Here is a 23,241-nt window from a genome sequence, read left to right on the forward strand (position 1 = left end):
GGTGTTTTTTTGCCTCTCCCTGGCGCCTACCACCTGACGCCCAGCGTCTATCGCCTAACCCCCAGCATTGACACCCCGGGGGATTCTCCCACAATCGGGTCATGCACGATTCAGAATTCAAGGCAGAAGTCGACCGGCTCATCGTCGGTTGTGGATATTTAGGCAGCCGCGTCGCGGCCGCATGGCAACAAGAGGGACTTTCGGTCGCGGCAACAACCCGCTCCCCGGCGAAAGCCTCGGAGTTCGTCGCGAAGGGGATTCTTCCCATCGTCTGCGACGTCCTCGATCCGAAAACGCTCAGCTGGCTCCCGCCCGCGAAAGCGGTCCTGCACGCGGTCGGTTACGACCGACAATCGGACCAGTCGATGCGGGAGGTCTACGTCGAAGGTCTGCGGAATCTGGTTGCTGCACTTCCGGAGCAGTCGCGACTGATTCATATTTCCAGCTCCAGCGTGTACGGACAAACCGACGGCGAAACGGTCGATGAGACCTCCGCCTGCGAACCGGCCCGGGAGAATGGACAGATCTGCCTGGAAGCCGAGCAGCTTCTCAATGAGCGGGCGAACACGGTGATTCTCCGTCTGGCCGGCATCTACGGCCCAGAGCGGCTGCTGGCGCGAGCCGAGCAACTGGAGCAGAAAACGCCATTCGCTGGCAATCCGGACGCCTGGCTCAATCTCATCCACGTCGAGGACGCGGTTCAGGCGGTCATCGGGGCGGCCAGACGGGAGTTGCCCCATTCGTTGTATCTGGTGTCCGACAATGAACCGGTTACCCGCCGGGCGTACTACACTCGTCTGGCCGAGTTGCTGAATACGGCCGCACCGGTCTTTGATGCCGCAGCAGACGATCCGAAAGGAGACCGCGGACTTAACAAGCGCTGCTCCAATCAGCGTCTGCAGGCCGAACTTGTGCCGGAACTGCGGTTCCCGACGATCGAACAGGGCCTCGTCGATGCCCTGCAACTCGAAGTCTGACGGACCCTGCGTCACGACTTCGGACAGATTGACTCCAGTTCAGTCGCCCGATAGCATCGGTACAGGAAACTTGCGTTGACCGGATGAACAGAAGGAGCAGACGCCGATGCTGCGATCGAACCATTACGATGTGGCGTTTGAGGCGTATTTGCGAGAGAGGCGGACCGCTTACGTCGCGGTCGACGAGTCGCGGCGGGCCCTGCTGGCGGATGTTTCGCTGAAATCGATGGACTTCATCGTTTATTCGCCTGGATCGACGAATCTGCTGGTCGATGTGAAAGGCCGCCGCCGGACGGGCGGACGCCGCTGGGAGAACTGGGCAACGGTCGAAGATATCGAGTGTCTGGCCAAATGGCAGGAGGTCTTCGGCGGCGATTTCCGCAGTCTGCTGGTCTTTGCCTACGAATCGGAACTCAATTCTGCCGGAGCCGGGTCTCGTTCGTTCGTCAATTTCCGTGAGAAACGGTATGATTTCTACGGCGTCTGGGTCGACGACTATCGGCAGGTGATGAAACAGCGGTCACCCCGGTGGCAGACGGTCTGGGTGCCAAAAGAGGCGTTCCGCGATTGCCGGTTCCCTCTGGAAACCGTACTCTCCGGTTCTGCGACGGCGCTTTAGAGCGGGTCGCTCGATCGGAGCACCGCGTCGAGGGACATTTCCTGACGCGGGCCGGACGGCTCCACCTTTTATGAGAACGGCTTGAGCGACTCTTAACGGGATGCCACGATGTTACTGACAACCACCGCCCTGATTTCCCGACTGATGGTGATCGGTCCTGTGGTTGCACAGTCTTCCAATACGGGCGGCGGCATTCCGTGGATCGATCTGCTCCTCGTCCTGGCCGCCATCGGCGGGACGCTGTTCGCCGTCTGCCGTTCGGCCAACCGCCGCTGATCTTCAGGTCTCCAGAGCGCTGCGGCGAGTGAACGCGATCCCATGACAGTCGCCCTGACCGGCATCGGACTCTGGACCCCCCTGGGAGTGGACCGCGAAACCAGCTGGCAGACACTGCTGTCCGGTTGCCGCCCGCAGAATTCCTCGCCGGTTCCTTCGACCCTGCCACTCGCTGAGGGGGCGTGCGATTTGCCTGGCAATTTGACGCTGCCGGAGCAACTGGCTCTCACCACCGTCCAGGAAGCGCTGACCGACGCCGGCTGGACCGATCCCACCACCTTTCAGGAACACCGCTGGGGTTGTGTGGTTGGCACGAGCAAGGGCCCGCTCGAACTGTACCGCCCGGACAGTCCTCATCCGTTTCCCTCGCTCTGGCCCTCGGCTCCGCTGCAGCGAATCCTGCAGGAATACCCGCTGACCGGCCCGGCCCTCTGTCCGGTTTCCGCTTGCGCAACCGGACTTGATGCCGTGATTCGCGGGGCTCAGCTGATTGAGCAGGGGGAGTGTGATCTGGTGCTCGCCGGCAGTGTCGATGCCTCGATCAACGATTTCGTCCGCTATTCGTACCGCCGCCTTGGGGTGCTGGCCCGCGAGGATCGCCCGGCCGAACAGGCCTGCCGTCCGTTCGATCGCGATCGTTCCGGGTTTGTCATCGGAGCCGGCGGCGCCATGTTCGTGCTGGCTCGCAACGAAGCGCCCTGGCAGCCGGCCGGCTCGGCCTATGGATACCTCGAACGCGCTCTGCAGTACAACGATCCTTCAGGAATGACCCAGCTCGATCCGCAGGCCGGTGTGCTGACGCGGCTGCTGGGTGATCTGCTGATTCGCTCGGGGCGCCGGACGTCGGACGTCGATGTGCTCAATCTGCACGGCACCGGAACAACGGCCAACGACCTCAGCGAAGCGACGGCGATCGGCCGCGTCTTCGGGAAGCCGGATCAACAGCCGTGGAGTACTGCCAGCAAGGGCGCCCATGGTCATCCCCTCGGGGCGGCCGGCAGCATGGAACTGGCATGGCTGCTGCTGGCCCTGCGCGATCAAATTCTCCCGCCGGTCTGGAATCTCTCAGAACTCGATCCCGCCTGTCCCATCCGCCCGGTGTTGAAACAACCGTTAACGGCGAGCATCGACTGCGGCCTCAAAATCTCCCTCGGCTTCGGCGGCCACCACAGCGCCGCCCTCATCACCCGCGGCGAACGAACCGGGAATTAGACGCAGGCGCAATGTCGCGTCGGTGCACTTAGAGCGGATCGCTCTACCGGATGTCCGCGAATGAGCGTTGAATCGCCTGAAACGCTGCTTCTTTCGCGGACCGAACGGTTCCACCAAAAAGTAAACGGATCTAGGTGCCTAAGATTCGTACCCTCTCCGTGAGTAACATCAGATGTTCCCGTCAATTTCAGTCAGTGGCACAGACATTCCTCAGTAGAAGCCAGCTTTGTCGGAATGCCCCTGTGTCACCGGCAGGGGTGGCCCCGAAAGATTCTTTCGGGGCGGCGCAGCCGTAGGCGAAGTGGGATTTGACGTCTAATCAAAAATTGTTGTGGTCATGTGAAATACCAGTGGATGGCTGTCAGTCGAGGCACGCTACAGCTGAATTCTCCTACGGCTTCGCCGCCCTGATAGCACAGCTATCAGGGCCACCCGTAAGGTCTTCGAAATCGACATCGACTGAGGATTGTCTGTGCCACCCTTTCGGACATTCAGTCGCCTTAACGCCAACGTCAATAAGCTCTCACACTTCGTGTCAGGATCGTCGAAGTCTCTAGTCAGGCGAGAATCTCCTCGACCACGTGTCCGTGCACATCGGTCAGGCGGAAGGCCCGGCCCTGATAACGGTAGGTGAGGCGTTCGTGGTCGATGCCGAGCAGATGGAGCAGCGTCGCGTGAAAATCGTGAACGTGGACCGGCTTCTCGACGATGTTGTAGCAGTACGGATCGGTCTGGCCGTAACTCATGCCCCCTTTGACGCCGCCTCCCGCCATCCAGAGACTGAAGCAGCGGGGGTGATGATCGCGCCCGAAGCTGTTCGCGGTCAGCTTTCCCTGACAGTAATTCGTGCGACCGAACTCGCCGCCCCAGATGACGAGAGTGTCGTCGAGCAGTCCGCGCTGCTTGAGATCGGTGATCAGAGCCGCGGAGGCCTGATCGGTTTCCTGACACTGGGTCCTGAGGCCGCCGGGGAGTCCACCGTGGTGGTCCCAGCCGGGATGATAGAGCTGAATGAAGCGGACACCCCGCTCGGCCAGACGGCGGGCCTGCAGACAGTTGGCCGCGAACGTCCCCGGTTCTCGCGCCTGCTCGCCGTACAGTTCGAAGATGTGCTCTGGTTCTGAAGAAAGATCGGTCGCTTCCGGAATCGAAGTCTGCATCCGGAAGGCCATTTCGTACTGGGCGATTCGCGTGTCAATCTGCGGATCGAGGGTTTCCTGTTTCTCGATCTCGTGAAGTCGATTCAGCGCCCGCAGCATGCCTTGACGCGTGTCCGAACTGATCCCGGCCGGGTTCTGCAGGTAGAGGACCGGATCGCCGCCGCTGCGGAACTGCACCCCTTGATGACGGGCGGGCAGGAAGCCGTTGCCCCAGTACCGGGAAACGAGCGGCTGCCCTTTCTTGTCGCGCGTTGTCATCACAATGAACGCCGGCAGATCGGCGTTCTCGCTGCCCAGCCCGTAACTGAGCCAGCCGCCGATACTCGGTCGTCCCGGGAACTGCGAGCCGGTCTGCATGTGGGTAACGCCGGGGCCATGGTTGATCGCTTCGGTGTACATCGAATGAATCACGCAGAGTTCGTCGGCGACCTTCGAGGTGTGCGGCAGCAGGTCGCTCATCCAGAGTCCCGATTCGCCGTGCTGAGCGAACTTGAACGGCGACCCGACCAGCGGCAAACTCGACTGGTTGCCCGACATTCCGGTCAACCGCTGCTGACCGCGCACCGAGTCGGGCAGCTGCTCGCCATGCTTCTCGTTGAGGAGCGGCTTGTAGTCGAACAGATCCATCTGCGACGGAGCGCCCGACTGAAACAGATAAATCACCCGCTGGGCTTTCGGAGCATGATGCAGCGTTTGCAAAACGGCATCTGCACTGGCCGCGTTCGCAGAAACCGGGTTCAGCATGTCCCCGAGTGCAATCGTTCCCAGTCCCATTCCGAACTGCTGCAGGAAATGTCGTCGTGGCATCATGGTAATAGATTCCCATCGGATGTCGGGGGCCATGCCCACTCTCGCGCGGGCATGCTGGTCTGATCGTCTTTACCGCTGCATCATACATTCGTCGTAGTTCAGCAGGGTGCTGGCGACGATGCTCATGGCCGCCAGTTGTCCCGCGTTCAGCGACTTGTCGAACTCTTTGTCGCCAATACCCAGAAAGGAGGTGGCGGCTTCGGGGTTCTTTGCGAAGTGGTCCGCGTTCAGGGCGTGAAGTTCGTTCAGGACCGTCTGTTCCTGCTCACTCGGTACGCGAGCGGTCAGCAGACGGAACATGGATTCGATCCCGGCGGAGACATCGTCGGGATGCTGCTTCAGCGTTCGCTCCGCCAGGCTGCGAGCCGCTTCAACGTATTGCGGGCCGTTGAGCATGATGAAGGCCTGCAGCGGCGAGGATGTCTTATCCCGTTTCAGCTGGCAGACATCCCGCTTGGCGGCATCGAACGTCGTCATCGCGGGAGCCGGGCTGGTGCGTTTCCAGTAGGTGTAGAGACTGCGTCGATAGAGCCCCTCGCCCTTGCTGCGGGGAGTCGGCTTGAAGGCGTCTTCCAGTTCGTAAGGTTTGACCGGATCGCCGCCGATCTTGTCGACGAGCAGCCCGCTGACTGCCAGGGCATTGTCGCGGAGCATCTCGGCCGGCAGGCGATGAGCCGGGTATCGCGACAGCCAGATGTTCACCGGATCTTTGGCCAGAGACTCGGCCGTCACACGCGACGTCTGCCGGTAGGTCGACGAGATCACGATCTGTTTCATGAGTCGCTTCAGGTCCCAGCCGTGAGTCATGAAGTCGAGCGCCAGCCAGTCGAGCAGTTGCGGATGGCTCGGCACGGCTCCCTGGCTTCCGAAGTCCTCGGGAGTCTTCACGATTCCCTGACCAAACAGCATCTGCCAGTACCGGTTGACGGTGACACGAGCGGTCAGCGGATTGTCGCGTGACATCAGCCAGCGGGCCAGGCCGAGACGGTTTCTGGGAGCGTCTTCCGGGAACGGATGCAGAGCAGCCGGGACTGCCGATTCAACCGCTTCTCCCCGGGCATCGTAGACGCCGCGCTGCAGCAGATACGTCTGATGTGGTTCGGACTTCTCCCGCATCACCATGATCTCAGGTATCGGATCGACCAGATCGCACAGCTTCTGCCGAGCCTGTCGCAACTCCTCCTGCTTCTTCTGCCAGACTTCGCCGACGGTGGAGCGATAGTACTCCTCCATGAGCCGGCGTTCTTTCTTGCCGAGCGATTCGAGCGGCTGCTGCAGGAGGTTGACGAGCGACGTTCCATCGTGCAGTTGCCCGACTTCGAGCGGAGTCAACTCCCGTTCAAAGACCTGGAACTCGTCGACCAGTCCGTTCTTGAATCCCCGGTCGCGGAAGCGTTCGCCGATGGCGATGTTGTCGCCGCCCCCTCCGGTGATGTTCTTGGTCAATTCATCGCGGACGACGTCGAGCTCGGCGGGCTGGCCATTGACCCAGATCTGCAGACCAGCCGCTTCAATGGAACCATCGTAAGTCACCGCGACATGCAGCCACTCGCCGGTCGGGATCGGTTCTTTTGTCTTCACGCTCAACGCGTTGCCGGGCCAGAAGTGAATCAGCGACGCAGCCAGATGACCCTCTTCGATCAACAACTCATAACCGCGACTGGCCGCATCGGTCCAGGCCCGCGAGCGATGAAAGATGACGGCTCGTTCCTTCACGTCCGGGGTCTGCATCCACAGAGCGACGCTGAAAGGCTGGAACCGCTGGAAGTTGCCGACGTCCAGATTGACCGCATCGTCCCCTGTCAGCTTGATGGCCTGTCCCTTCACGCCGGGAACCGCGATGTTCTTGTTGTCCTTCCATTCCTCGAAATCGAGATGAGCGATGCGGCCGGGGATCAGTTCCGGATCGGCCGCGGGCGCGGGAGTTGACTCTTCGAGAAGGACCGGTTCGGGTTTCAGCGGACGCGAGTTGTCCCACCATGCTTTGAAGCCGGGGGGAGTCTGCTGTTCGAGATCGGCAAGTTCCTGTTCCTGCTGTGCGATTTTGTCGCGGAGAGAAGCCATGCTCGCCTTCTGCTCGTCACTGGCGAGCAGAAGGTTCGGCGTCGGGACGGCGTTCGTGAAATACGAATACAGCCCGGCTTCGTCGATGTTGTCGAAAAACGACGAGAGCTGATAGTACTCGGTCTGCGTGAGCGGGTCGTACTTGTGCGTATGACAGCGGGCACATTCGAGGGTCAGTCCCAGAAACGCGGTTGCCACGGTCTGCGTGCGGTCGGAGACGTATTCGACGCGAAACTCTTCCGGCACACTGCCTCCTTCGACCTTCTGTGGATGCAGGCGGTTGAAGGTGGTTGCCAGGATCTGATCGTCGGTCGCGTTCGGCAGGAGATCGCCGGCGAGCTGTTCGGTCACGAACTCATCGTAAGGCTTGTTCGCATTGAAGGCCCGGATGACCCAGTCTCGCCACGGCCAGACGTAACGATCGCGGTCAACCTGATAGCCATACGTGTCGCTGTAGCGGGCGACATCGAGCCATTCGGCTGTCATTCGTTCGCCGTAAGCGGGGGAGGCGAGCAGGCGATCGACGACCTTCTCGTAGGCGTTTGGCGATTCATCGGCCAGAAAGGCGTCGAGTTCCTCCAGCGTGGGCGGCAGTCCAGTGAGGTCGAATGTCACCCGGCGGAGCAGAGCCGCCTTTTGCGCGGGAGCCGATGGTTCCAGTCCTTTCTCCCGCATTCGTTTCAACACGAACTGATCAATCTCACTGGCCGGCCAGTCGCTGTCGGGATGCCTGGGGACTTCCGTCGGCTCCAGTCGGTTGAACGACCAGTGCTCTTGATAAGGCGCCTTCTCGGCGATCCACTGCTTCAGCAGAGCGATTTCTTCTGGCGAGATCGATCGTTTCGCGTGGGGCGGCGGCATTCTCAACTCGGGATCGGTCTCTTCGATCCGACGAATCAGTTCACTCTCGGCCGGCTCACCGGGCACAATCGCCAGATAGTCGATCGCGTCCTGCCGGACATCGAGCCGGAGATCGGCTTCGCGGGTTTCTGGATCGGGACCATGACAGAAGAAGCATTTGTCCGAGAGAATCGGGCGGATCTGTTCATTGAAGTCAACACCAGCGACTGCCGCCGCGAACGGCTGGCTGAGAAGAATGACAGCAACAAGCAGAGTCGCGGTTGGACCTGCGATGCGAAAATAAGAGCGGCTGTTCGACATGGCTAAAGCGTTCTTCGTAGATGAGAGTCGCATCTCAGGCGAGGAGATCGGTCACGGGGTGATGTTCTTCGACACCGGTCAGTTTGAAGTTCAACCCCTGGTGTTTGTAGACGAGTCGCTCGTGGTCGATGCCCAGACAATGCAGAATCGTCGCCTGCACGTCGTGCACGTGGACCGGCTTCTCGACCACGTGGAAACCGAGTTCGTCGGTCTGTCCGTAAGCCAGCCCCGGCTTCATGCCGCCGCCGGCGAACCACATCGTGAAGGCCTGCGGATGATGGTCGCGTCCCTGGCTGCGGCCGAGGGCGGCACTTGCTTCGACCATTGGCGTGCGTCCGAATTCGCCGCCCCAGACAACGAGCGTATCTTCAAGCAGACCGCGCTGCTTCAGGTCTTCGATCAGAGCCGCACAGGCCTGATCGGTCTGTCGTGTCTGCCCTTTGATGCCGCCGGCGACGTTACTGTGATGATCCCAGCCGGAGTGGTACACCTGAATGAATCGCACGCCACGCTCGGCCAGACGTCGGGCCAGCAGACAGTTGTTCGCGAAAGCCGCTTTCCCGTTCCCCGGGTTGGCTCCGTACGACTGCAGCGTCGCGGCGGTTTCCTGCGAGAAATCCATCAACTCCGGGGCCCGCGACTGCATACGGAACGCCATCTCGTAAGCCGAAATCCGCGTGTCGATCTCCGGATCACCCGTCCGTTCGGCCTGCAGCGAGTTGAGGCGTTCGAGCGTATCAAGAGTGTCTCGCTGAATGCTCCGGTCGATCCCGGCTGGATTGGAAATGTGCAGGATCGGATCACCTTCGCCGCGGAAGGGAACCCCCTGATGCTTCGAGGGCAGGAAGCCAGCCGACCACATGCCGGAGCCGCCGCTGAGGCTGCCGCCGCTTTTCAGAACGACGAACGTTGGCAGATCGTTGGCTTCGTTGCCGAGCCCGTAACTGAGCCAGGCTCCCATACTCGGGCGACCCGGAACGCCGTTGCCGGTGTTCATGAACAGCTGAGCCGGCGAGTGGTTGAACAGATCGGTATGGCACGACCGCACGAAGGTCAGCTCATCGACTACGCGGGAGAGATGCGGCAGCTGATCGGAAAGTTCAATCCCCGACTGGCCCCGCTTGGCGAACTCGAACTGCGGCCCGAGCACCGCGGCGTCGGGTTGAATGAAGGCGTACCGCTGACCGGCGATGACCGAGGGCGGAATCGGTTTGCCTTCGAGTTCTTTCAGCTTCGGCTTGTAGTCGAACAACTCGAGTTGACTCGGGGCTCCCGCCATGAACAGGTAGATGACCCGCTTGGCCCGGGGCGCGAAATGCGGCGGAGCGGGGCTGTCGCTGGACGAGGCGTGCGCCAGTTGAGCACCGCCATTGGCGAGCATCGAGGCGAGCGCAATCTTGCCGACGCCGACTCCGCAGTCGCGGAAGAAGTGCCGCCGCGTCTGAGCGTGGAGCAGTTGGTTCTGAGGGTCCGGATTCATCACATCGATTCCGTGGTTAAAACTTGGTAATGGCTTCATCGAGATTCATCAGCAGCCGCGCCGTGAGGATCCACGCCGCCGTGGTAGAATCGCTCTTCTCTTCGCCGGTCACAGCCTTCACCGCGACGGCATCATCGTCCAGATGCTGTCGTTGCCGTTCGTGATAGGCGAGGATCGTCTCCAGCTCGGCGTCCGTGGCCGGCCGCGTCACCAGACGCCGGAACATCTCCTGCACGATCGCCTGCGGCGTCGCAACAGAGTCGACGACATCGCGAGCCATGGCCCGGGCCATTTCGAGATACATTTCATCGTTGAGCAGCGTCAGAGCCTGCAGCGGCGTGTTGCTGCGATCCCGCTGCACGGTGCACGTTTCGCCCGTCGGACCGTCGAAAGTCGTGAACGCGGCGAACGGAGCCGTACGTTTGCTGAAGGTATAAAGAGAACGTCGATAACGGTCTTCACCCGTTGAGGTCGGCCACTTCTCGTTGCCGTAGGCGAGGGCGACCACGCTTTCCGGCTGAGGCGGGTAAACGCCGGGCCCGTACATCTTTTTGGATAGCAATCCACTGGCGTGGAGCATCGTATCACGGATGGTTTCGGCGGAGATGCGGAACCGGGGCCCACGGGCCAGCAGCCGGTTTTCGGGATCACGCCGGTAGTCTTCGGCGGGAACATCGGACGTCTGTCGATAGGTCGCACTGGTCACGATCAGTCGATGCAGCTGCTTGCGGGACCAGCCGCGTTCGCGAAATTCGACCGCCAGCCAGTCAAGCAGTTCGGGGTGTGTCGGCGGTTCCGACTGCGTGCCGAAATCGCTCGGCGTGCGGACGAGTCCATCGCCGAACAGCGCCTGCCACTGCCGATTGACGACCACGCGGCTCATCAGCGGGTTCTGTTCACTCACCAGCCAGTTCGCCAGAGCCAGGCGACTCGGCTCTGCGGTTTCAATCTGCGGGAATAGCAGGGGGATGCCAGCCGAGACTTCTTCTTTCGGGCTGAGGAACTCGCCGCGATGATGCCGATGGGTGGGGCGGGGATTGTCCTCCGGCCGCTCCCGCATCACCATCGTGGTCGGATACTCGGGCATCTGGTTCCGCAGCTGTTCAATCTGCTTTCGCGTCTTCTCCAGTTCCGGCGTCTGCAGCAGAAAGAGCCGCTCAATCTGTTGCTTGTCGGCAGCCGCGAGATCGTCGATCGAACTGGCAAGCAGAGCCTCGGTTGCCGCGTCGAACGGTTTGGCTTGAAACGGTTTCTGGTCGGTGGTGAAGGAGATGCGGAAGCGTCCCAGACTGGCGGCGAAGTGGCGTTCGAACAGCATTTCCAGATTCAGCGGAGCGTCTGGCGAAACCGGTTCGGCAAAGGTCAACAGAAGTTGATGGCTTTCGCCTTCGCGCCCCGATGTCGACCAGCCGGTGGAGCCGTTGTTGTCGAACACATTGCCGGCGTCTGCCGTGCCGCTGCCGATACTGATCTTGCCGTACGAAGCCGAGCCGGATTCGAAGGTGCGCTGCTGATCGTTCTGTTTCGCGGTGACTTCACTGAGGAAGAAGTCGCCTTTACGGCCTTCATAGAAAGCCCGCCCCGGACCGCGAGCCGGCAGACGATCATCGGGCAGCACTTCGAGGCGGAGTCCGGTGATTGGTTTCTTGAAGCTTGAAAGATCGAACGTCAGTTCGAAGAGGTCCCGCTTGGTAATGTCTCCGGTCGAGAAGATCGAGCCATCGTCGAGCACTTCGAGTCGCGGCAGATTGGTCTGCATCGCGGTCGGTTCGACGATCGTCCAGTCAATCGCCTTCTGCTGCTCGTCTTTGAGCCAAGTTGTGAATCGCTGCTCGTAAACGTCTTCAACGGTTTCCTCGTCGGCGGGCGAGATGCTGGCCAGATACTGGTCGCTGAGACTCTGCTGCAGTTTTTCAATGCGGGTCTGCAGTTCGGCTCGTTTCTTTGTGACGGTTTCATCCGGCAGGATCTGATCCGGTTCGTCGGCGTTGTTCAACAGGGCCATGAACCGGAAGTAGTCGGTGTGAGAAATTGGATCGTACTTGTGGCTGTGACATTGAGCACAGCCGATCGTCATGCCCATCCAGACGGTGCCAGTCGTGGCGACTCGGTCGACCATGGCGTAATAGCGGTACTCGAGCGGATCGATGCCCCCTTCTTCATTGAGCATCGTGTTGCGGTGAAAGCCGGTGGCGACAAGCTGATCGATGGTCGGCTCGGGGAGCAGATCGCCGGCGAGCTGTTCGATCGTGAACTGATCGAACGGCATGTCGTTGTTGATCGCGCGAATCACCCAGTCGCGATACGGCCAGATCTCCCGGGCGCGGTCTTTCTCGTAGCCGTTCGTGTCGGCATAGCGGGCCAGATCGAGCCAGAGCCGGGCCCACTTCTCGCCGTAACGGGGCGAAGCAAGCAGCCGGTCGACCACTTTCTCATAGGCGTCTGAAGATTCATCGTTGATAAACTGATCAACTTCTTCCGGACGGGGCGGCAACCCGGTCAAATCGAGAGACAGGCGGCGGATCAGTGTGTAGCGGTCGGCTTCCGGAGCGGGCGAAAGTCCGGTTTGTTCGAGGCGAGCGAGGACAAAATGATCGATCCCGTTTCGCGGCCAGGCAGAGTTCTCGACGGCTGGCAGCTCGGGGCGGGTCGGCGGGGTGAAAGCCCAGTGGGCTTCGTATTTTGCGCCGGCCTCGATCCATTGCCGAAGTTTCTGCTTTTCTTCGTCCGTCAGCTGGTCATGAGCGTGCGGCGGGGGCATCCGCAGGTCGGGATCGTCGGAGAAAATCCGCTCGATCAGCGAACTGTTTTCGACATCCTCGGGAACGATCGCTCCGTAATCGACGGCGGCTTCCCGCACATCGAGTCGCAAATCGGCCTGGCGGTCCCCTTCGTCGGGGCCGTGGCAGGCGTAGCATTTCCGAGCGAGGATCGGCTGGATTTCACGGGCGAAACTCAGTGATTTCCCGGTTTCCGCAGCCTGGGCCGACGGCGCAGTGGTGGCCAGCGATCCAAAAAGGATGAGCAGGATGGCAACTCGGGCGTTCGGTTTCAGTTCTTTCATGCGTTCGCTCATCGGTTTCAGAAACGTTGGGCAGTGCAGGACGGACGCACGGAGGGCAGCTCAGCAGGAGGGAGTGGCGCAGGTGATATGCTCATGCGCTGATATCAATTGTGGGGAGTTTGGGTCCACGTTTCAAGGGGGGACCCGGCTGGATGGGGGAGCGATGGGCGCGCAAAAACAAAAAGCCCTCATCGCAACAGCGACGAAGGCTTTTCGTTCAGAATCGGGAATCGCCGCGACGTCGGGCGGTTACCGCAGGTCAAACACTGGCCGTCTCACCACGTCGGAAAAAGGGCATTAATTCCTGTCGGGCTTCACTCACGGCCGGGAGCGTTCGCTTAATACTCGACCGTGTCACCCTTCCAGAAGAAGTCGCTGGGACCCTTGTGGGTGTAATACGGGTAAGTTACCGCGCCGGCCGGCTGATTCGGAGCGGGGTAAACCAGTCCCTTGGGTTCGTGATAGGAATAGGTGTGGTAGTTGTAGTTGCCGCGATGGCGACGTCCGCCGTGGTCCCAGCACTGTTCCTGATACTGCGGTGGGCAGTTGCTGAAGCCAGCATAAGGTCCGGTCGGACAGGGCTGGCTGTCGAAACCGCCGTAGCGGCGATACGGACTCTGTCCGGGTCCGTAGGCAGCACCTGGCATCGGTCCGGCGTAGGCACCTTCCATGCCCGGTCCGCTGCGATAGCGGTGATGCGTCACGGTTTCATCGTACAGATGATTCTGCACGGCTCCCTTGAGTTCGCCTTCGAAGGGCGGATCAACCGGGTTGAAGCCGCGAACCTGCTGAATGTCTCCACCTTGTGCCTGAGCCGACTGCTCGTGAATCATGAGCTGAGCTTCTGGGCTCTGACTGCGGACGGTGGCCTGGTTGAACGTGCTGCAGCCGGAGCAGAGTCCGACGAGCAGGGCAGCAGAGGTGATTGATTTCCAGCCGTAAAATTGCATTCCCGGTTCCCCCTCGGATGATCCCGCTTAATTCAGTCGACGGAACGGATCAGTCCCTCGACAGATTCCTGATTCTGAAATCGCCGCGGACCGGTGATCCGCATCGGCGTAAGCTGTCTGAACGGAGTTTGTTCGTAGACCTGAGGGAGTTATCGGCTAAAATGCCCGGCGAATTACGCAGAATCCTCTCATTTGTTTCCCACGGCAGGATTTGACTAACAGGACGTCGTTGCAGAATTTCTCCAATCGCTGTAAATTCACAGCCCCCGGCTCGCTGCTGATTCGCACAGCTTCCAGCTGAAGGCAGGACGGGAGCCTGCCACCCGGGAGCGACGATGTCGAGTCGTCCGTCATGAAAGTCAGACCCAAAGGAGTGTGTCGGAGTGTTTATCGCTGCCTCGACCGGCTGTTTCGCAGATCTCAGCTTTGAGAACGCCTGCACCCAGATCGCCGATCTGGAATTCGATCGCATTGAAATCGAACTGAGCAGTCAGCGGGAAGATTTTTCCATCGCCAGTATCGTGGCCGATCCCGATGCGGCCATGACTCGCTGTCGGACTGCCACGCGTCTATCCATCTGTGCCCTGCATGTCGTTTCGGAGATCGATCCGTCCGACTACACGGCTCTATTCAAATTCGCCAAACTCCTGAAGGTGACCCAGGTCACGATGCCTTCGCTGGAGATCGGCACGCCGTTCAACGACGAAACCGACCGGCTCAAGCATCTGGTTGCACAGGCAACGCAGGACGGAATCCGTCTTTCGCTGAAGACGCAGATCGGCCGGTTGACGGAGGATCCGCATACCGCGATCGAACTCTGCCGGGCGGTCAAAGGACTGGGACTGACACTGGATCCGAGCCATTACACCGCGGGTCCGCACCGGGATCAGGACTTCGATATCGTCTCTCCGTACACAACTCACGTGCACTTCCGCGATTCGACACCCGACAAGCTGCAGGTTCCGGTGGGATTGGGTGAAATCGATTACAGCCGCATTATCTCCAGCCTGAAACGCTACGATTATCGTCGGGCGTTCAGCGTCGATCTGTTGCCCGAACTGACCGAACCGAGTCAGCGCGGTCTCGAAATGCGGAAACTGCGGATGCTGCTCGAGTCACTGCTCTAAGCAGTTTACTTTTGGTGTAACCGTTCGGTCCACGAAAGATGCAGCGTTTAAGGCGATTCACGCCCATTCGCGGACATACGGGAGAGCGATCCGCTCTGGACAGTTCGCTCGATCATTCGTCTGAAAAACACAGCTCCTTGTGGGACGATGAGATGCTGCAGGACCGGCTCTCCGGAAGCAGGATTCCTGCGGGAATGAGGGAATCTGGCGTGGCGGACATCCGCCAACAGCGCGGGCCACGCGGATTCCAATTGCATAGAATTCAGCTTCGGTTTATCCTCCGGGGCTGAATTCTGACCTTCGCTCGCCGATGAGCCGAGGTCCAACGAAAGCGCTCCAATGCTCAGTACGAGCATGCCATCACCCAGGGACGGGGGGAATGTTACATGCATGGATTGCATCCGCGAACAGGTCTACTGCTTGGCCTGATGACATTGACCACGCTGTTTTCCGCGCAGCTCGCCGATGCCCAGGTTCAACTGCAGTATCGCTTCGCCGAAGGTCAGAGTCGCCGCTATGAACTGAAACAGACGCTCACCACGTCAGCCGATGTTTCCGGGCAGGTCATGACCAACCGCATCACGCAGAATCTGCTGCTGGGTGCGAAAGTGCAGAAAGTCCAACCCGACGGCACCGCTGTGCTCGCCAAGACCATCGAACGCATTCAGATGGAAGCGACCCAGCCCGGAGTCGAGGAACCGCTGCGATACGACTCGAATTCGGGGCAGGAACTGGCCGGCCCCTTCGGCGTGATCGCCAATTCCCTGGCCGCTCTGGTTCAGCAGGAAATTCTGGTCACGATGTCTCCCCGCGGCGAGGTGCAGGATGTTGACATTCCTCAGGCGCTTCTCGAGCAGTTTTCTGGCGGGCCGGGACTTGCCGGGATGAACTCGCCAGAGGCGATCGAACGCATGCTTTCTCAGGGAAGCGTCGTCTTTCCCGATCGCCCTCTGCAGCGGAACGATACCTGGACACGAGAACTGAGCACGGAGCTTCCGTTCGGCCGGATGAACTCTCAGATCGAATTCACCTACGCCGGACGAACCAAAGAAGGTTTTGACCGCATTGATGCCGTCACCCGCATCAGCCTCGAGCCCAAACCGAACAGTCCGTTCCAGATCGAAATGAAGACTGCCGACGGTGAAGGGGTGTATCTGTTCGATCCGCGTCACGGCTGCATCCTGGCCAGTGGGCTGAAGCAGACCATGGACATGGAGCTGAGCGCAATCGGCCAGTCGCTCAAACAGTCAGTCACGACTGAAATCTCGATGCGACTGCTCAATCCGGGGCAGACCTCTTCGCTGGAGAAGCCCTGAAGACGACCCGAACTGCCCAGCCGACTCGACCGCCGGAGTTCACCCAGAGGATTGACATCCCTCGGAGACTGACTAAAATTCGGCCCACGCATAAACCGATGTTGAAATGACGATCTCCCTGTACGACCGCTTTGAACTCTGATGCCCGCGGGAGCCTTGCTCCAAAGATCCTCTGAGTACCCTCTTTCTTTCCTGCCTGATCGATTCCCGGGAGTGAATTGATGTTGAACGTAAATGGGCCGAAGTACAAGCTGTGCGATGGCATGACGCGTCGCTCCGCTCTCCAGATTGGCGGGCTCGCGCTCGGAGGCCTTTCGCTGCCTCAGATCCTGCAGGCCGAGCAGTCTCAGGGGATCCGAAACAATAAGAAGGGCGTGATCATGATCTTCCTGCCTGGTGGGCCGCCTCACCAGGACATGTGGGATATCAAGACGGACGCTCCCGCCGAGATTCGCGGTGAGTTCTCCCCGATCGACACTAACGTCCCCGGGATTCAGATTGGCGAGATGTTTCCGCGGATCGCACAGATTGCCGACAAGTGCGCCTTTGTCCGTTCAATCGTCGGCGCGACCGGCTCGCATCACGCGTTTCAATGTCTGACAGGCAACTCCGATCGTCAACAGCCTCCCGGCGGCTGGCCGTCGATGGGCTCAGTCCTTTCCCATGTGTACGGCTCCCGAGATCCCGCCGTGCCCGCGTTTGTCGGACTGTCTCCGAAGACCGGCCATGCTCCCTGGGGCGATCCCGGTCAGCCCGGTTTTCTCGGTGTGGCTCATGCTCCGTTCCAGCCGCATGGCGATGGGCGCGAAGATATGACGCTCAACGGCATTTCGGTGGATCGGCTCAGCGATCGAAAGAACGTTCTCGCCTCCCTCGACACATACCGTCGAACGGCTGATGCCACCGGAATGATGGACGGGATGGACGCCTTCTCGCAGCAGGCCTTCGGCATTCTGACATCGAGCAAACTTGCCGATGCTCTGGACGTCGAGAAGGAGCCGGTGCACGTTCGCGACCGGTACGGTCGTGGTACAGCCAAACTGCAGTCCGATGGAGGCCCGAAGCTGCTCGACAACTTCCTGGTCGCACGTCGCCTCATTGAAGCCGGCGTTCGGTGCGTTTCGCTCTGCTTCAGTCGCTGGGATTGGCATGGCGGCAACTTCAAGCGCGGCCGGGAAGACATGCCGATGCTCGATCAGGCTCTCAGCGCATTGATTGAAGACCTGGAACAGCGGGGTCTGCTGGATGATATCAGCGTCGTCTGCTGGGGCGAATTTGGTCGCACGCCGAAGATTAACAGTAACGGCGGTCGCGATCATTGGCCGCGTGTTTCCTGTGCGTTCCTCGCCGGTGGGGGCATGCGAACCGGTCAGGTCATCGGTGCCACGAATCGACTCGGCGAGTACGCCACGGAACGGCCAGTGCATTTCCAGGAAGTCTTCGCGACGTTGTATCACCAGCTGGGGATCAACATCGACGACCTGACTCTCAACGACTTGCAGGGCCGCCCCCGATATCTGATCGACCATAACATCCATCGCCCGATGCGGGAGCTGGTGTAGCGTCCAGTCGGTTAGAAACGGTCGGGCACTCCTCGTCAGATGTTGGTAGCGAATCGGAGCGGCGGCATCTTGCCGCCGTTGATCGTCGGGTACGTCGTGACGCCCCCTGCTCCATTAAACCCGTCGCTGCTGGCTCCCCGCAAGCGACGGTAAAACGCTGCCACGACTCTTGATCGTCTCCGGAATATTTTCATGTCGCTCATGCAGGACCTGCTGAACAGTCCGATGGGAATTGGACGGGTGGAGTGGATTGGGATCAGTCCGGGGCGGCGGGAATCGATTGTGGCTATCGAGAGCGTTCAGGTGCAGGAGAAGACCGGAATCGATGGGGATCATCATGCCGGCTCCGGTCGCGGCAAACGACAGGTCACGCTGATTCAGGCTGAACATCTCCCGGCTATTGCGGCTTTTCTGGGACGCGAGGCGATCGAGCCGGAACTGCTACGGAGAAATATTGTCGTTTCTGGACTGAACCTGCTGGTCCTGAAGGAGCGTACGTTCCGGATCGGCACGGCGGTTTTGAAGGGATCTGGCCCGTGTGCTCCTTGTTCGCGGATGGAAGAAACGCTGCGACCCGGCGGTTATGCGGCGATGCGGGGGCACGGCGGAATCACCGCGACGGTCGAGCAGGGCGGTCAGATTCGAACCGGCGACGCGGTGCAGACGCTCGATGTCGATTCGAGTGGCGCAGACTGAGCGGTCGACAACTGGAGTCTGCTTGACCCTTTTTGTCGGTGCAACCTATACTCCGCGTTTCCACCTGGCTGCGAATGCAGGCTGCAGTACGCCTCTGCGCAGCGATTTTCCCTACTGGCTTTGGCAACAGATCACCAGACAGACACCGTCGGCACCGATCGATATGAAAAGCGAACATCGCCACGAACTGGCACAGAACGACCTGGAAGTAGCGCTCAATAAGTCGCGGATGAAGTTCCGCGAGATCGCCGAGGTCCACGGAAACCGGATTCTTCTCTGGCTGTCGGCTCTGCTGCTGTTGATTGCCGCGGCGGTTTACGCCACGCGCACCAGCCAGGCCACGAACGCCGATGGCTGGGCCGCTCTGACCGGTGCTCAGAACGCTCAGGAGCTGGCTGGCATCGCCGAGTCTTACGACGGCACGCCGATCGGCGATCTCGCTCAGCTAAAGAGTGCCGAGCAGTATCTGCAGACCGGCGTTCAGCTGATGTTTACCGATCGCGAAGCGGCACTGACCGAACTGGACGAAGCGAAAACGATCTTCGAGAAGGTCCTGAATCAGTCGAGTTCATTGCCGATCGTTAAGGATCGTGCCCTGTTCGGACTGGCCTCGACACTCGAAACGACTTCCGGCGGCGATTTCACCGAAGCGATTGCCGCTTACGAGAAACTCCTCAATGAGTCACCAGAATCTCCGTTCAAAGAGATTACCGAAGCCCGCCTGAAGGATCTGAAGCGTTCTAACGCCAAGCAGTTCTACACCTGGTTTGCCGAGCAGAAACCGAAGCCGCAGGACTTGGAGCAGCCCCGGGATCTGATGCCGCAGATGCCCGACATGCCCGCCCCATCGGGGACGTCCAGCGACACTCCGGAAGGCACAACCTCGTCGAATCCGACGCTGTCTGTTCCGGGAGCTCCCGCTTTCCCGCCGGTCATGAACGCTCCGGCTGGAACTTCAACGCCGGCCAAGGCTCCCGCCATGCCGACTCCAGAAGGAACAACCGCGACTCCGCCGGCGACCACGGCTACGCCCGCTCCCGCCGGCACCTCCACTCCGGCGCCTGAAACCACGTCTGATGGACAGTAACGACGACAACACGTTTGCCGCGGAAGCAACCGAAATCGATGTGGATCGCCGGCTGGATTATTGGCTGAGCGTGCGCTTTCCGGAGTTCTCGCGGTCCCAGTGGCAGAGACTCATTTCGGCGGGCGGCGTCACCATCAATGGTCGTCCGGTGAAACCGTCGTGGAAGTTGCGTCTCGGCGAGCAGATCGCCGGCGGCTACCCGGAACCTTCCATCCCCGCCGTGTTGCCTCCTGCGCCACAGATCTCGCTCAACATTCTGTATGAGGACGATCATATTGTCGTGCTCAACAAGCAGGCCGGGCTGATCGTGCATCCAGGAAAAGCCAATTACGGCGGCACGCTCGTCAACGCGCTGATTCATCATTTCGAGAAGCTCAGCGGAACTGGCGGCGCGCATCGGCCGGGCATCGTGCATCGTCTCGATCGGGATACGACCGGCGTTATTGTCGTAGCCAAAGACGATCAGACGCACGACCACATCTCCGCTCAGTTCGCCGACCGGACCGTCGAGAAGGAATACCAGGCGGTGGTCTGGGGAAAACTCGAGTTTGATACGGACTTCGTCGAAACGCACATCCGGGCGCACTCGAAGCATCGTGAAAAGATGATCGTTTGTGGTCCCGATCCCGAAGCCCGGCTCGCCCAGACATTCTATGAGGTCCAGGAGCGATTCCGCGATTTCACCGCCGTGAAGATGCTGCCGAAGACCGGACGAACGCATCAGCTGCGGGTGCACATGCAGCATCTCGGGCACCCGATCGTGGCCGACAGCCTCTATCGAGGTCACTCGATCGTCCATCTGGCGGATCTGCTCGATTCGCGGGAACATCTGACCGAAAACCCCTGCCTGATCAGCCGCCAGGCGCTGCACGCTCACCGCCTGCAGTTTGATCATCCGGCGACCGGGGAGCGGGTGGAATTCATCGCTCCGATCCCGGACGACATGGAGCGGCTGCTGGCCGCTTTAAGAGAGCATCGCCGCGAGTCCTGAAGCCCGCCATTGCAGAAGCTCTCCAAACCGGCATAATGGACAAACCCTGATCCCGGATTTGACCGAGCAGGGGACGAAGACGAGATTTTCCGACAACGTCGAGCAGTCATCCAGGAGCAGCACCGGTGAGCGAGCAACCACGAGAGATCCACGAGCCCGTGCCAGAGCGGGAAGAGACGCTCAAGGAATATCACCCGGCGATGTTCGCCAATCATCCCTTTTCCTACATCGGGCTGGCCATTCTGCTGGTCGGAGGCGCAATCGGGAGCATCGCGTTCCTGGTCATGGGAAATCCGGGAGCCGCCCTCGGCTGCTTCGTCGCCTTTCTCTTTGGAGCCATCTCCTTCGGCTGGTGGAAGCTCAATGTCCACTTCAAGGTGCTGTCCGTGACCGAGAAGCGAACGCTGTATCGGCAGGGAATCCTCTCCAAGCGCACCAACGAAGTCCAGCACGACGACGTCCGCAATATTCAAATGGACCAGTCGTTCTTTCAGCGAATCCTCGGCGTCGGCGATCTGGCGGTCTCCAGCTCCGGCCAGGACGACATGGAAATCGAGATCAAGGGCATCGAATCGGCCCAGGAAATCGTCGACCTCATCCGCCGCTATCAGTAGAGCCCAGACTGAACATCGGCTGCCATGCCCACGGTCGCGTGGGGCTGGATAGCGGTAGGCACAGAGATGAGTCTGTCGTTGTCAATTCAGCAAGTCTGTGCAGCCGAAGACCTCAAGGGCGGCGAAGCCCTCGGAGGATGCATCGGCCGTATGCTTCAGCTTGCACGGCTTCGCTGAATCTCACGGGCCGACGCTTGATGGAACAAGACTGGTCAAACTGCACTGCGCCCACGGCTGCGCCGCCCCATATGAATCTACCGGGGCCACCCCTGTCTGTGGTTCAAGAGTACGGTTGAGGACAAGCCTCCTGTTGCTGTGCAATACAGAGTTAAAACTCTGTACCATCCTCCGAGGACGTATCATTCTCAGGGGCGGGTTGTCGTTCTATGCTCCTGACCCTAGAGCGGATCGCTCTACCGTATGTCCGCGAATGAGCGTCGAATCGCCTGAAACGCTGCATCTTTCGCGGACCGAACGGTTACACCAAGAAGTAAACTGCTCTAACACTACGGGAGTTGAGTAGTCCCCATCAGGAAGCGGTCGCATTCGCGGGCGGCTTCCCGGCCTTCATTGATGGCCCAGACGATCAGGCTTTGACCACGGCGGCAGTCGCCGGCGGCGAAGACGCCTTCGACATTGGTCGTGTACTTGCCGTACTCGGCCTGGTAATTCGAGCGGTTGTCGGTCTCGACACCCAACTGCTGAGCCACCGTCTGTTCCGGTCCCCGGAAACCGAGTGCCAGGAAGACCAGATCAGCCGGCCATTCCTTTTCGGTCCCTTCGATCGGCGAGAACGGAGCCCCGCTTTTGGCCGGGCGGCTCCAGTCGAGCTGAACTGTTTTGACGCCCCGCAGGTTGCCGTTGCCATCGTCGAGGAATTCGACCGTCTGAATGGCGTACTCGCGAGGGTCGTTCTGCAGTGACTTGTTGGGATCGGCCGAGTAATCAAAGACGGCAGCCGCTTCCTTGTGGCCGTAATCAACACGGTGCACGCGGGGCCATTGCGGCCACGGGTTGTTGGCGGCACGTTCGTTCGGCGACTGGGGAACAATTTCGAAGTTCACGAGGCTTTTGCAACCGTGACGCAGGCTCGTGCCCAGGCAGTCGTTACCGGTATCCCCCCCACCGATGACAATGACGTGCTTGTCTTTGGCGGAGATGTAATTGCCATCTTCGAGATTCGAGTCGAGCAGGCTCTTGGTATTGGCGTGCAGGAACTCCATCGCGTGATGGATGCCCTTCAGCTTTCGACCCGGCGTGTTGGCGAAGAAGTCGTTCGGAACGGTCGAACCGGTGGCGAGAACCACGGCGTCGAACTTGCCGCGAAGCTCGTCAGCCGAGATATCCTTGCCGATCTCCGTGTTCGTAACGAAGGTAATGCCTTCTTCTTTGAGCAGATTAATCCGGCGTTCGACGATCGGCTTTTCCAGCTTCATGTTGGGAATGCCATACATGAGCAGTCCGCCGACCCGATCGGACCGTTCGTAGACGGTGACTTCGTGTCCGGCCTGATTGAGCTGGTCGGCAGCCGCCAGACCGGCGGGGCCCGAGCCGATGACCGCGGCCGTTTTTCCGGTGCGGGTCTTCGGGATGCGAGCATTGACCCAGCCTTCCTCGAAGCCGCGATCGATGATCGAACGTTCGATGTTCTTGATCGTCACGGGCGGCTCGTTGATGCCGAGCACGCAGGAGCCTTCACACGGAGCCGGGCAAACCCGTCCGGTGAATTCTGGAAAGTTGTTGGTCTTATGCAGTCGGTCCAGGGCTTCGTGCCACTGATCGTGATAGACCAGATCGTTCCACTCCGGGATCAGATTGTTCACGGGGCACCCGGCCGCCATGTTGGCGATCAGGCCGCCGGTGTGGCAGAAGGGAACGCCGCAGTCCATACAGCGGGCGCCCTGATTCTTCAGTTCGACGACCGGGAGTTGTGGTGCGAACTCCTGCCAGTCCTTGAGGCGGGACAGGGGATCCCGCTCGGACGGCGTCTTGCGGGCGATTTCTTTAAATCCGGTTGGCTTACCCATCGTACTGTATTGCGCTTTCGGTCAGATAAAACTGTGAATGGTTCCTGC

General features: G+C 60.2%; 18 protein-coding genes. 11 read left to right on the forward strand and 7 right to left on the reverse strand.

Translation table 11 applies throughout. The annotated features are described in order from the left end of the window. Positions 1–101 precede the first annotated feature (101 nt). From L1A08_RS06270 to L1A08_RS06285, 4 genes are all read left to right on the forward strand, one after another. Entirely contained in the window at positions 102–977 is an 876-nt protein-coding gene (locus L1A08_RS06270) for an SDR family oxidoreductase (protein WP_238755433.1), read from the forward strand. A gap of 106 nt (positions 978–1,083) precedes the next feature. After that, the gene (locus L1A08_RS06275; RefSeq protein WP_238755436.1) at positions 1,084–1,596 is read left to right on the forward strand and encodes an HYExAFE family protein; all 513 of its coding nucleotides are present in this window, start codon (positions 1,084–1,086) and stop codon (positions 1,594–1,596) included. A gap of 108 nt (positions 1,597–1,704) precedes the next feature. After that, positions 1,705–1,872, forward strand: a complete 168-nt coding sequence (locus tag L1A08_RS06280; protein WP_238755437.1) for a hypothetical protein — start codon at positions 1,705–1,707, stop codon at positions 1,870–1,872. A 42-nt stretch (positions 1,873–1,914) separates the two neighbouring features. Further along, complete coding sequence (locus L1A08_RS06285; RefSeq protein WP_238755439.1) at positions 1,915–3,084, forward strand: beta-ketoacyl-[acyl-carrier-protein] synthase family protein; 1,170 nt, start codon at positions 1,915–1,917, stop codon at positions 3,082–3,084. 557 nt (positions 3,085–3,641) lie between these two features. On the opposite strand, the gene L1A08_RS06290 is transcribed toward L1A08_RS06285, so the two are convergent. The 5 genes from L1A08_RS06290 to L1A08_RS06310 all read right to left on the reverse strand — a co-directional run bounded on the left by L1A08_RS06290 (position 3,642) and on the right by L1A08_RS06310 (position 13,773). Beyond that, a complete protein-coding gene (locus L1A08_RS06290; protein ID WP_238755644.1) occupies positions 3,642–5,051 on the reverse strand; it encodes a DUF1501 domain-containing protein in 1,410 nt (469 codons plus the stop codon). Between the two features lie 72 nt (positions 5,052–5,123). Beyond that, positions 5,124–8,279, reverse strand: coding sequence for a DUF1553 domain-containing protein (locus L1A08_RS06295; RefSeq protein WP_238755441.1), 3,156 nt, complete (start codon positions 8,277–8,279; stop codon positions 5,124–5,126). A 34-nt stretch (positions 8,280–8,313) separates the two neighbouring features. After that, positions 8,314–9,759 (reverse strand): DUF1501 domain-containing protein, encoded by a 1,446-nt coding sequence (locus L1A08_RS06300; protein WP_238755443.1) that lies wholly within the window; start codon positions 9,757–9,759, stop codon positions 8,314–8,316. Between the two features lie 16 nt (positions 9,760–9,775). After that, positions 9,776–12,823 (reverse strand): PSD1 and planctomycete cytochrome C domain-containing protein, encoded by a 3,048-nt coding sequence (locus tag L1A08_RS06305; protein ID WP_238755446.1) that lies wholly within the window; start codon positions 12,821–12,823, stop codon positions 9,776–9,778. A 338-nt stretch (positions 12,824–13,161) separates the two neighbouring features. Then, a complete protein-coding gene (locus L1A08_RS06310; protein WP_238755448.1) occupies positions 13,162–13,773 on the reverse strand; it encodes a hypothetical protein in 612 nt (203 codons plus the stop codon). Between the two features lie 383 nt (positions 13,774–14,156). Between L1A08_RS06310 and L1A08_RS22850 the strand changes: the two genes are divergently transcribed. The 3 genes from L1A08_RS22850 to L1A08_RS06325 all read left to right on the forward strand — a co-directional run bounded on the left by L1A08_RS22850 (position 14,157) and on the right by L1A08_RS06325 (position 17,778). Beyond that, positions 14,157–14,900, forward strand: coding sequence for a sugar phosphate isomerase/epimerase family protein (locus L1A08_RS22850; protein WP_238755450.1), 744 nt, complete (start codon positions 14,157–14,159; stop codon positions 14,898–14,900). 386 nt (positions 14,901–15,286) lie between these two features. After that, on the forward strand, positions 15,287–16,216 hold the full coding sequence (locus tag L1A08_RS06320; protein WP_238755452.1) for a hypothetical protein: 930 nt from the start codon (positions 15,287–15,289) through the stop codon (positions 16,214–16,216). Between the two features lie 221 nt (positions 16,217–16,437). Further along, complete coding sequence (locus L1A08_RS06325; RefSeq protein ID WP_238755454.1) at positions 16,438–17,778, forward strand: DUF1501 domain-containing protein; 1,341 nt, start codon at positions 16,438–16,440, stop codon at positions 17,776–17,778. A gap of 35 nt (positions 17,779–17,813) precedes the next feature. Here L1A08_RS06325 and L1A08_RS22725 read toward each other — a convergent pair whose 3' ends face one another. Further along, entirely contained in the window at positions 17,814–17,942 is a 129-nt protein-coding gene (locus L1A08_RS22725) for a hypothetical protein (protein ID WP_261362733.1), read from the reverse strand. A 28-nt stretch (positions 17,943–17,970) separates the two neighbouring features. On the opposite strand from L1A08_RS22725, the gene L1A08_RS06330 reads away from it, so the two are divergent. From L1A08_RS06330 to L1A08_RS06345, 4 genes are all read left to right on the forward strand, one after another. Then, the gene (locus tag L1A08_RS06330) at positions 17,971–18,474 is read left to right on the forward strand and encodes an MOSC domain-containing protein (protein ID WP_238755456.1); all 504 of its coding nucleotides are present in this window, start codon (positions 17,971–17,973) and stop codon (positions 18,472–18,474) included. Between the two features lie 163 nt (positions 18,475–18,637). Beyond that, entirely contained in the window at positions 18,638–19,561 is a 924-nt protein-coding gene (locus L1A08_RS06335) for a tetratricopeptide repeat protein (RefSeq protein WP_238755458.1), read from the forward strand. Next, positions 19,551–20,552 carry an RluA family pseudouridine synthase gene (locus L1A08_RS06340; protein WP_238755460.1) on the forward strand — a complete coding sequence of 334 codons (1,002 nt, stop codon included), beginning with the start codon at positions 19,551–19,553 and terminating at the stop codon, positions 20,550–20,552. Before L1A08_RS06335 ends, L1A08_RS06340 begins: the two co-directional genes overlap by 11 nt. A 125-nt stretch (positions 20,553–20,677) precedes the next feature. Further along, positions 20,678–21,166: a PH domain-containing protein gene (locus L1A08_RS06345; protein ID WP_238755463.1), complete on the forward strand. Its 489-nt coding sequence runs from the start codon at positions 20,678–20,680 to the stop codon at positions 21,164–21,166. Between the two features lie 506 nt (positions 21,167–21,672). Here L1A08_RS06345 and L1A08_RS06350 read toward each other — a convergent pair. Further along, positions 21,673–23,193, reverse strand: a complete 1,521-nt coding sequence (locus L1A08_RS06350) for a glutamate synthase subunit beta (RefSeq protein WP_238755465.1) — start codon at positions 23,191–23,193, stop codon at positions 21,673–21,675. Positions 23,194–23,241 lie beyond the last annotated feature (48 nt).

Source organism: Rubinisphaera margarita, assembly GCF_022267515.1.
Taxonomy (GTDB): domain Bacteria; phylum Planctomycetota; class Planctomycetia; order Planctomycetales; family Planctomycetaceae; genus Rubinisphaera; species Rubinisphaera margarita.

Coding starts and splice junctions, on each gene's coding strand:
- L1A08_RS06270 (WP_238755433.1), top strand. CDS start 102: ATGCACGATTCAGAATTCAAGGCAGAAGTCGACCGGCTCATCGTCGGT.
- L1A08_RS06275 (WP_238755436.1), top strand. CDS start 1,084: ATGCTGCGATCGAACCATTACGATGTGGCGTTTGAGGCGTATTTGCGA.
- L1A08_RS06280 (WP_238755437.1), top strand. CDS start 1,705: ATGTTACTGACAACCACCGCCCTGATTTCCCGACTGATGGTGATCGGT.
- L1A08_RS06285 (WP_238755439.1), top strand. CDS start 1,915: ATGACAGTCGCCCTGACCGGCATCGGACTCTGGACCCCCCTGGGAGTG.
- L1A08_RS06290 (WP_238755644.1), bottom strand. CDS start 5,051: ATGCCACGACGACATTTCCTGCAGCAGTTCGGAATGGGACTGGGAACG.
- L1A08_RS06295 (WP_238755441.1), bottom strand. CDS start 8,279: ATGTCGAACAGCCGCTCTTATTTTCGCATCGCAGGTCCAACCGCGACT.
- L1A08_RS06300 (WP_238755443.1), bottom strand. CDS start 9,759: ATGAATCCGGACCCTCAGAACCAACTGCTCCACGCTCAGACGCGGCGG.
- L1A08_RS06305 (WP_238755446.1), bottom strand. CDS start 12,823: ATGAAAGAACTGAAACCGAACGCCCGAGTTGCCATCCTGCTCATCCTT.
- L1A08_RS06310 (WP_238755448.1), bottom strand. CDS start 13,773: ATGCAATTTTACGGCTGGAAATCAATCACCTCTGCTGCCCTGCTCGTC.
- L1A08_RS06320 (WP_238755452.1), top strand. CDS start 15,287: ATGCATGGATTGCATCCGCGAACAGGTCTACTGCTTGGCCTGATGACA.
- L1A08_RS06325 (WP_238755454.1), top strand. CDS start 16,438: ATGTTGAACGTAAATGGGCCGAAGTACAAGCTGTGCGATGGCATGACG.
- L1A08_RS06330 (WP_238755456.1), top strand. CDS start 17,971: ATGTCGCTCATGCAGGACCTGCTGAACAGTCCGATGGGAATTGGACGG.
- L1A08_RS06335 (WP_238755458.1), top strand. CDS start 18,638: ATGAAAAGCGAACATCGCCACGAACTGGCACAGAACGACCTGGAAGTA.
- L1A08_RS06340 (WP_238755460.1), top strand. CDS start 19,551: ATGGACAGTAACGACGACAACACGTTTGCCGCGGAAGCAACCGAAATC.
- L1A08_RS06350 (WP_238755465.1), bottom strand. CDS start 23,193: ATGGGTAAGCCAACCGGATTTAAAGAAATCGCCCGCAAGACGCCGTCC.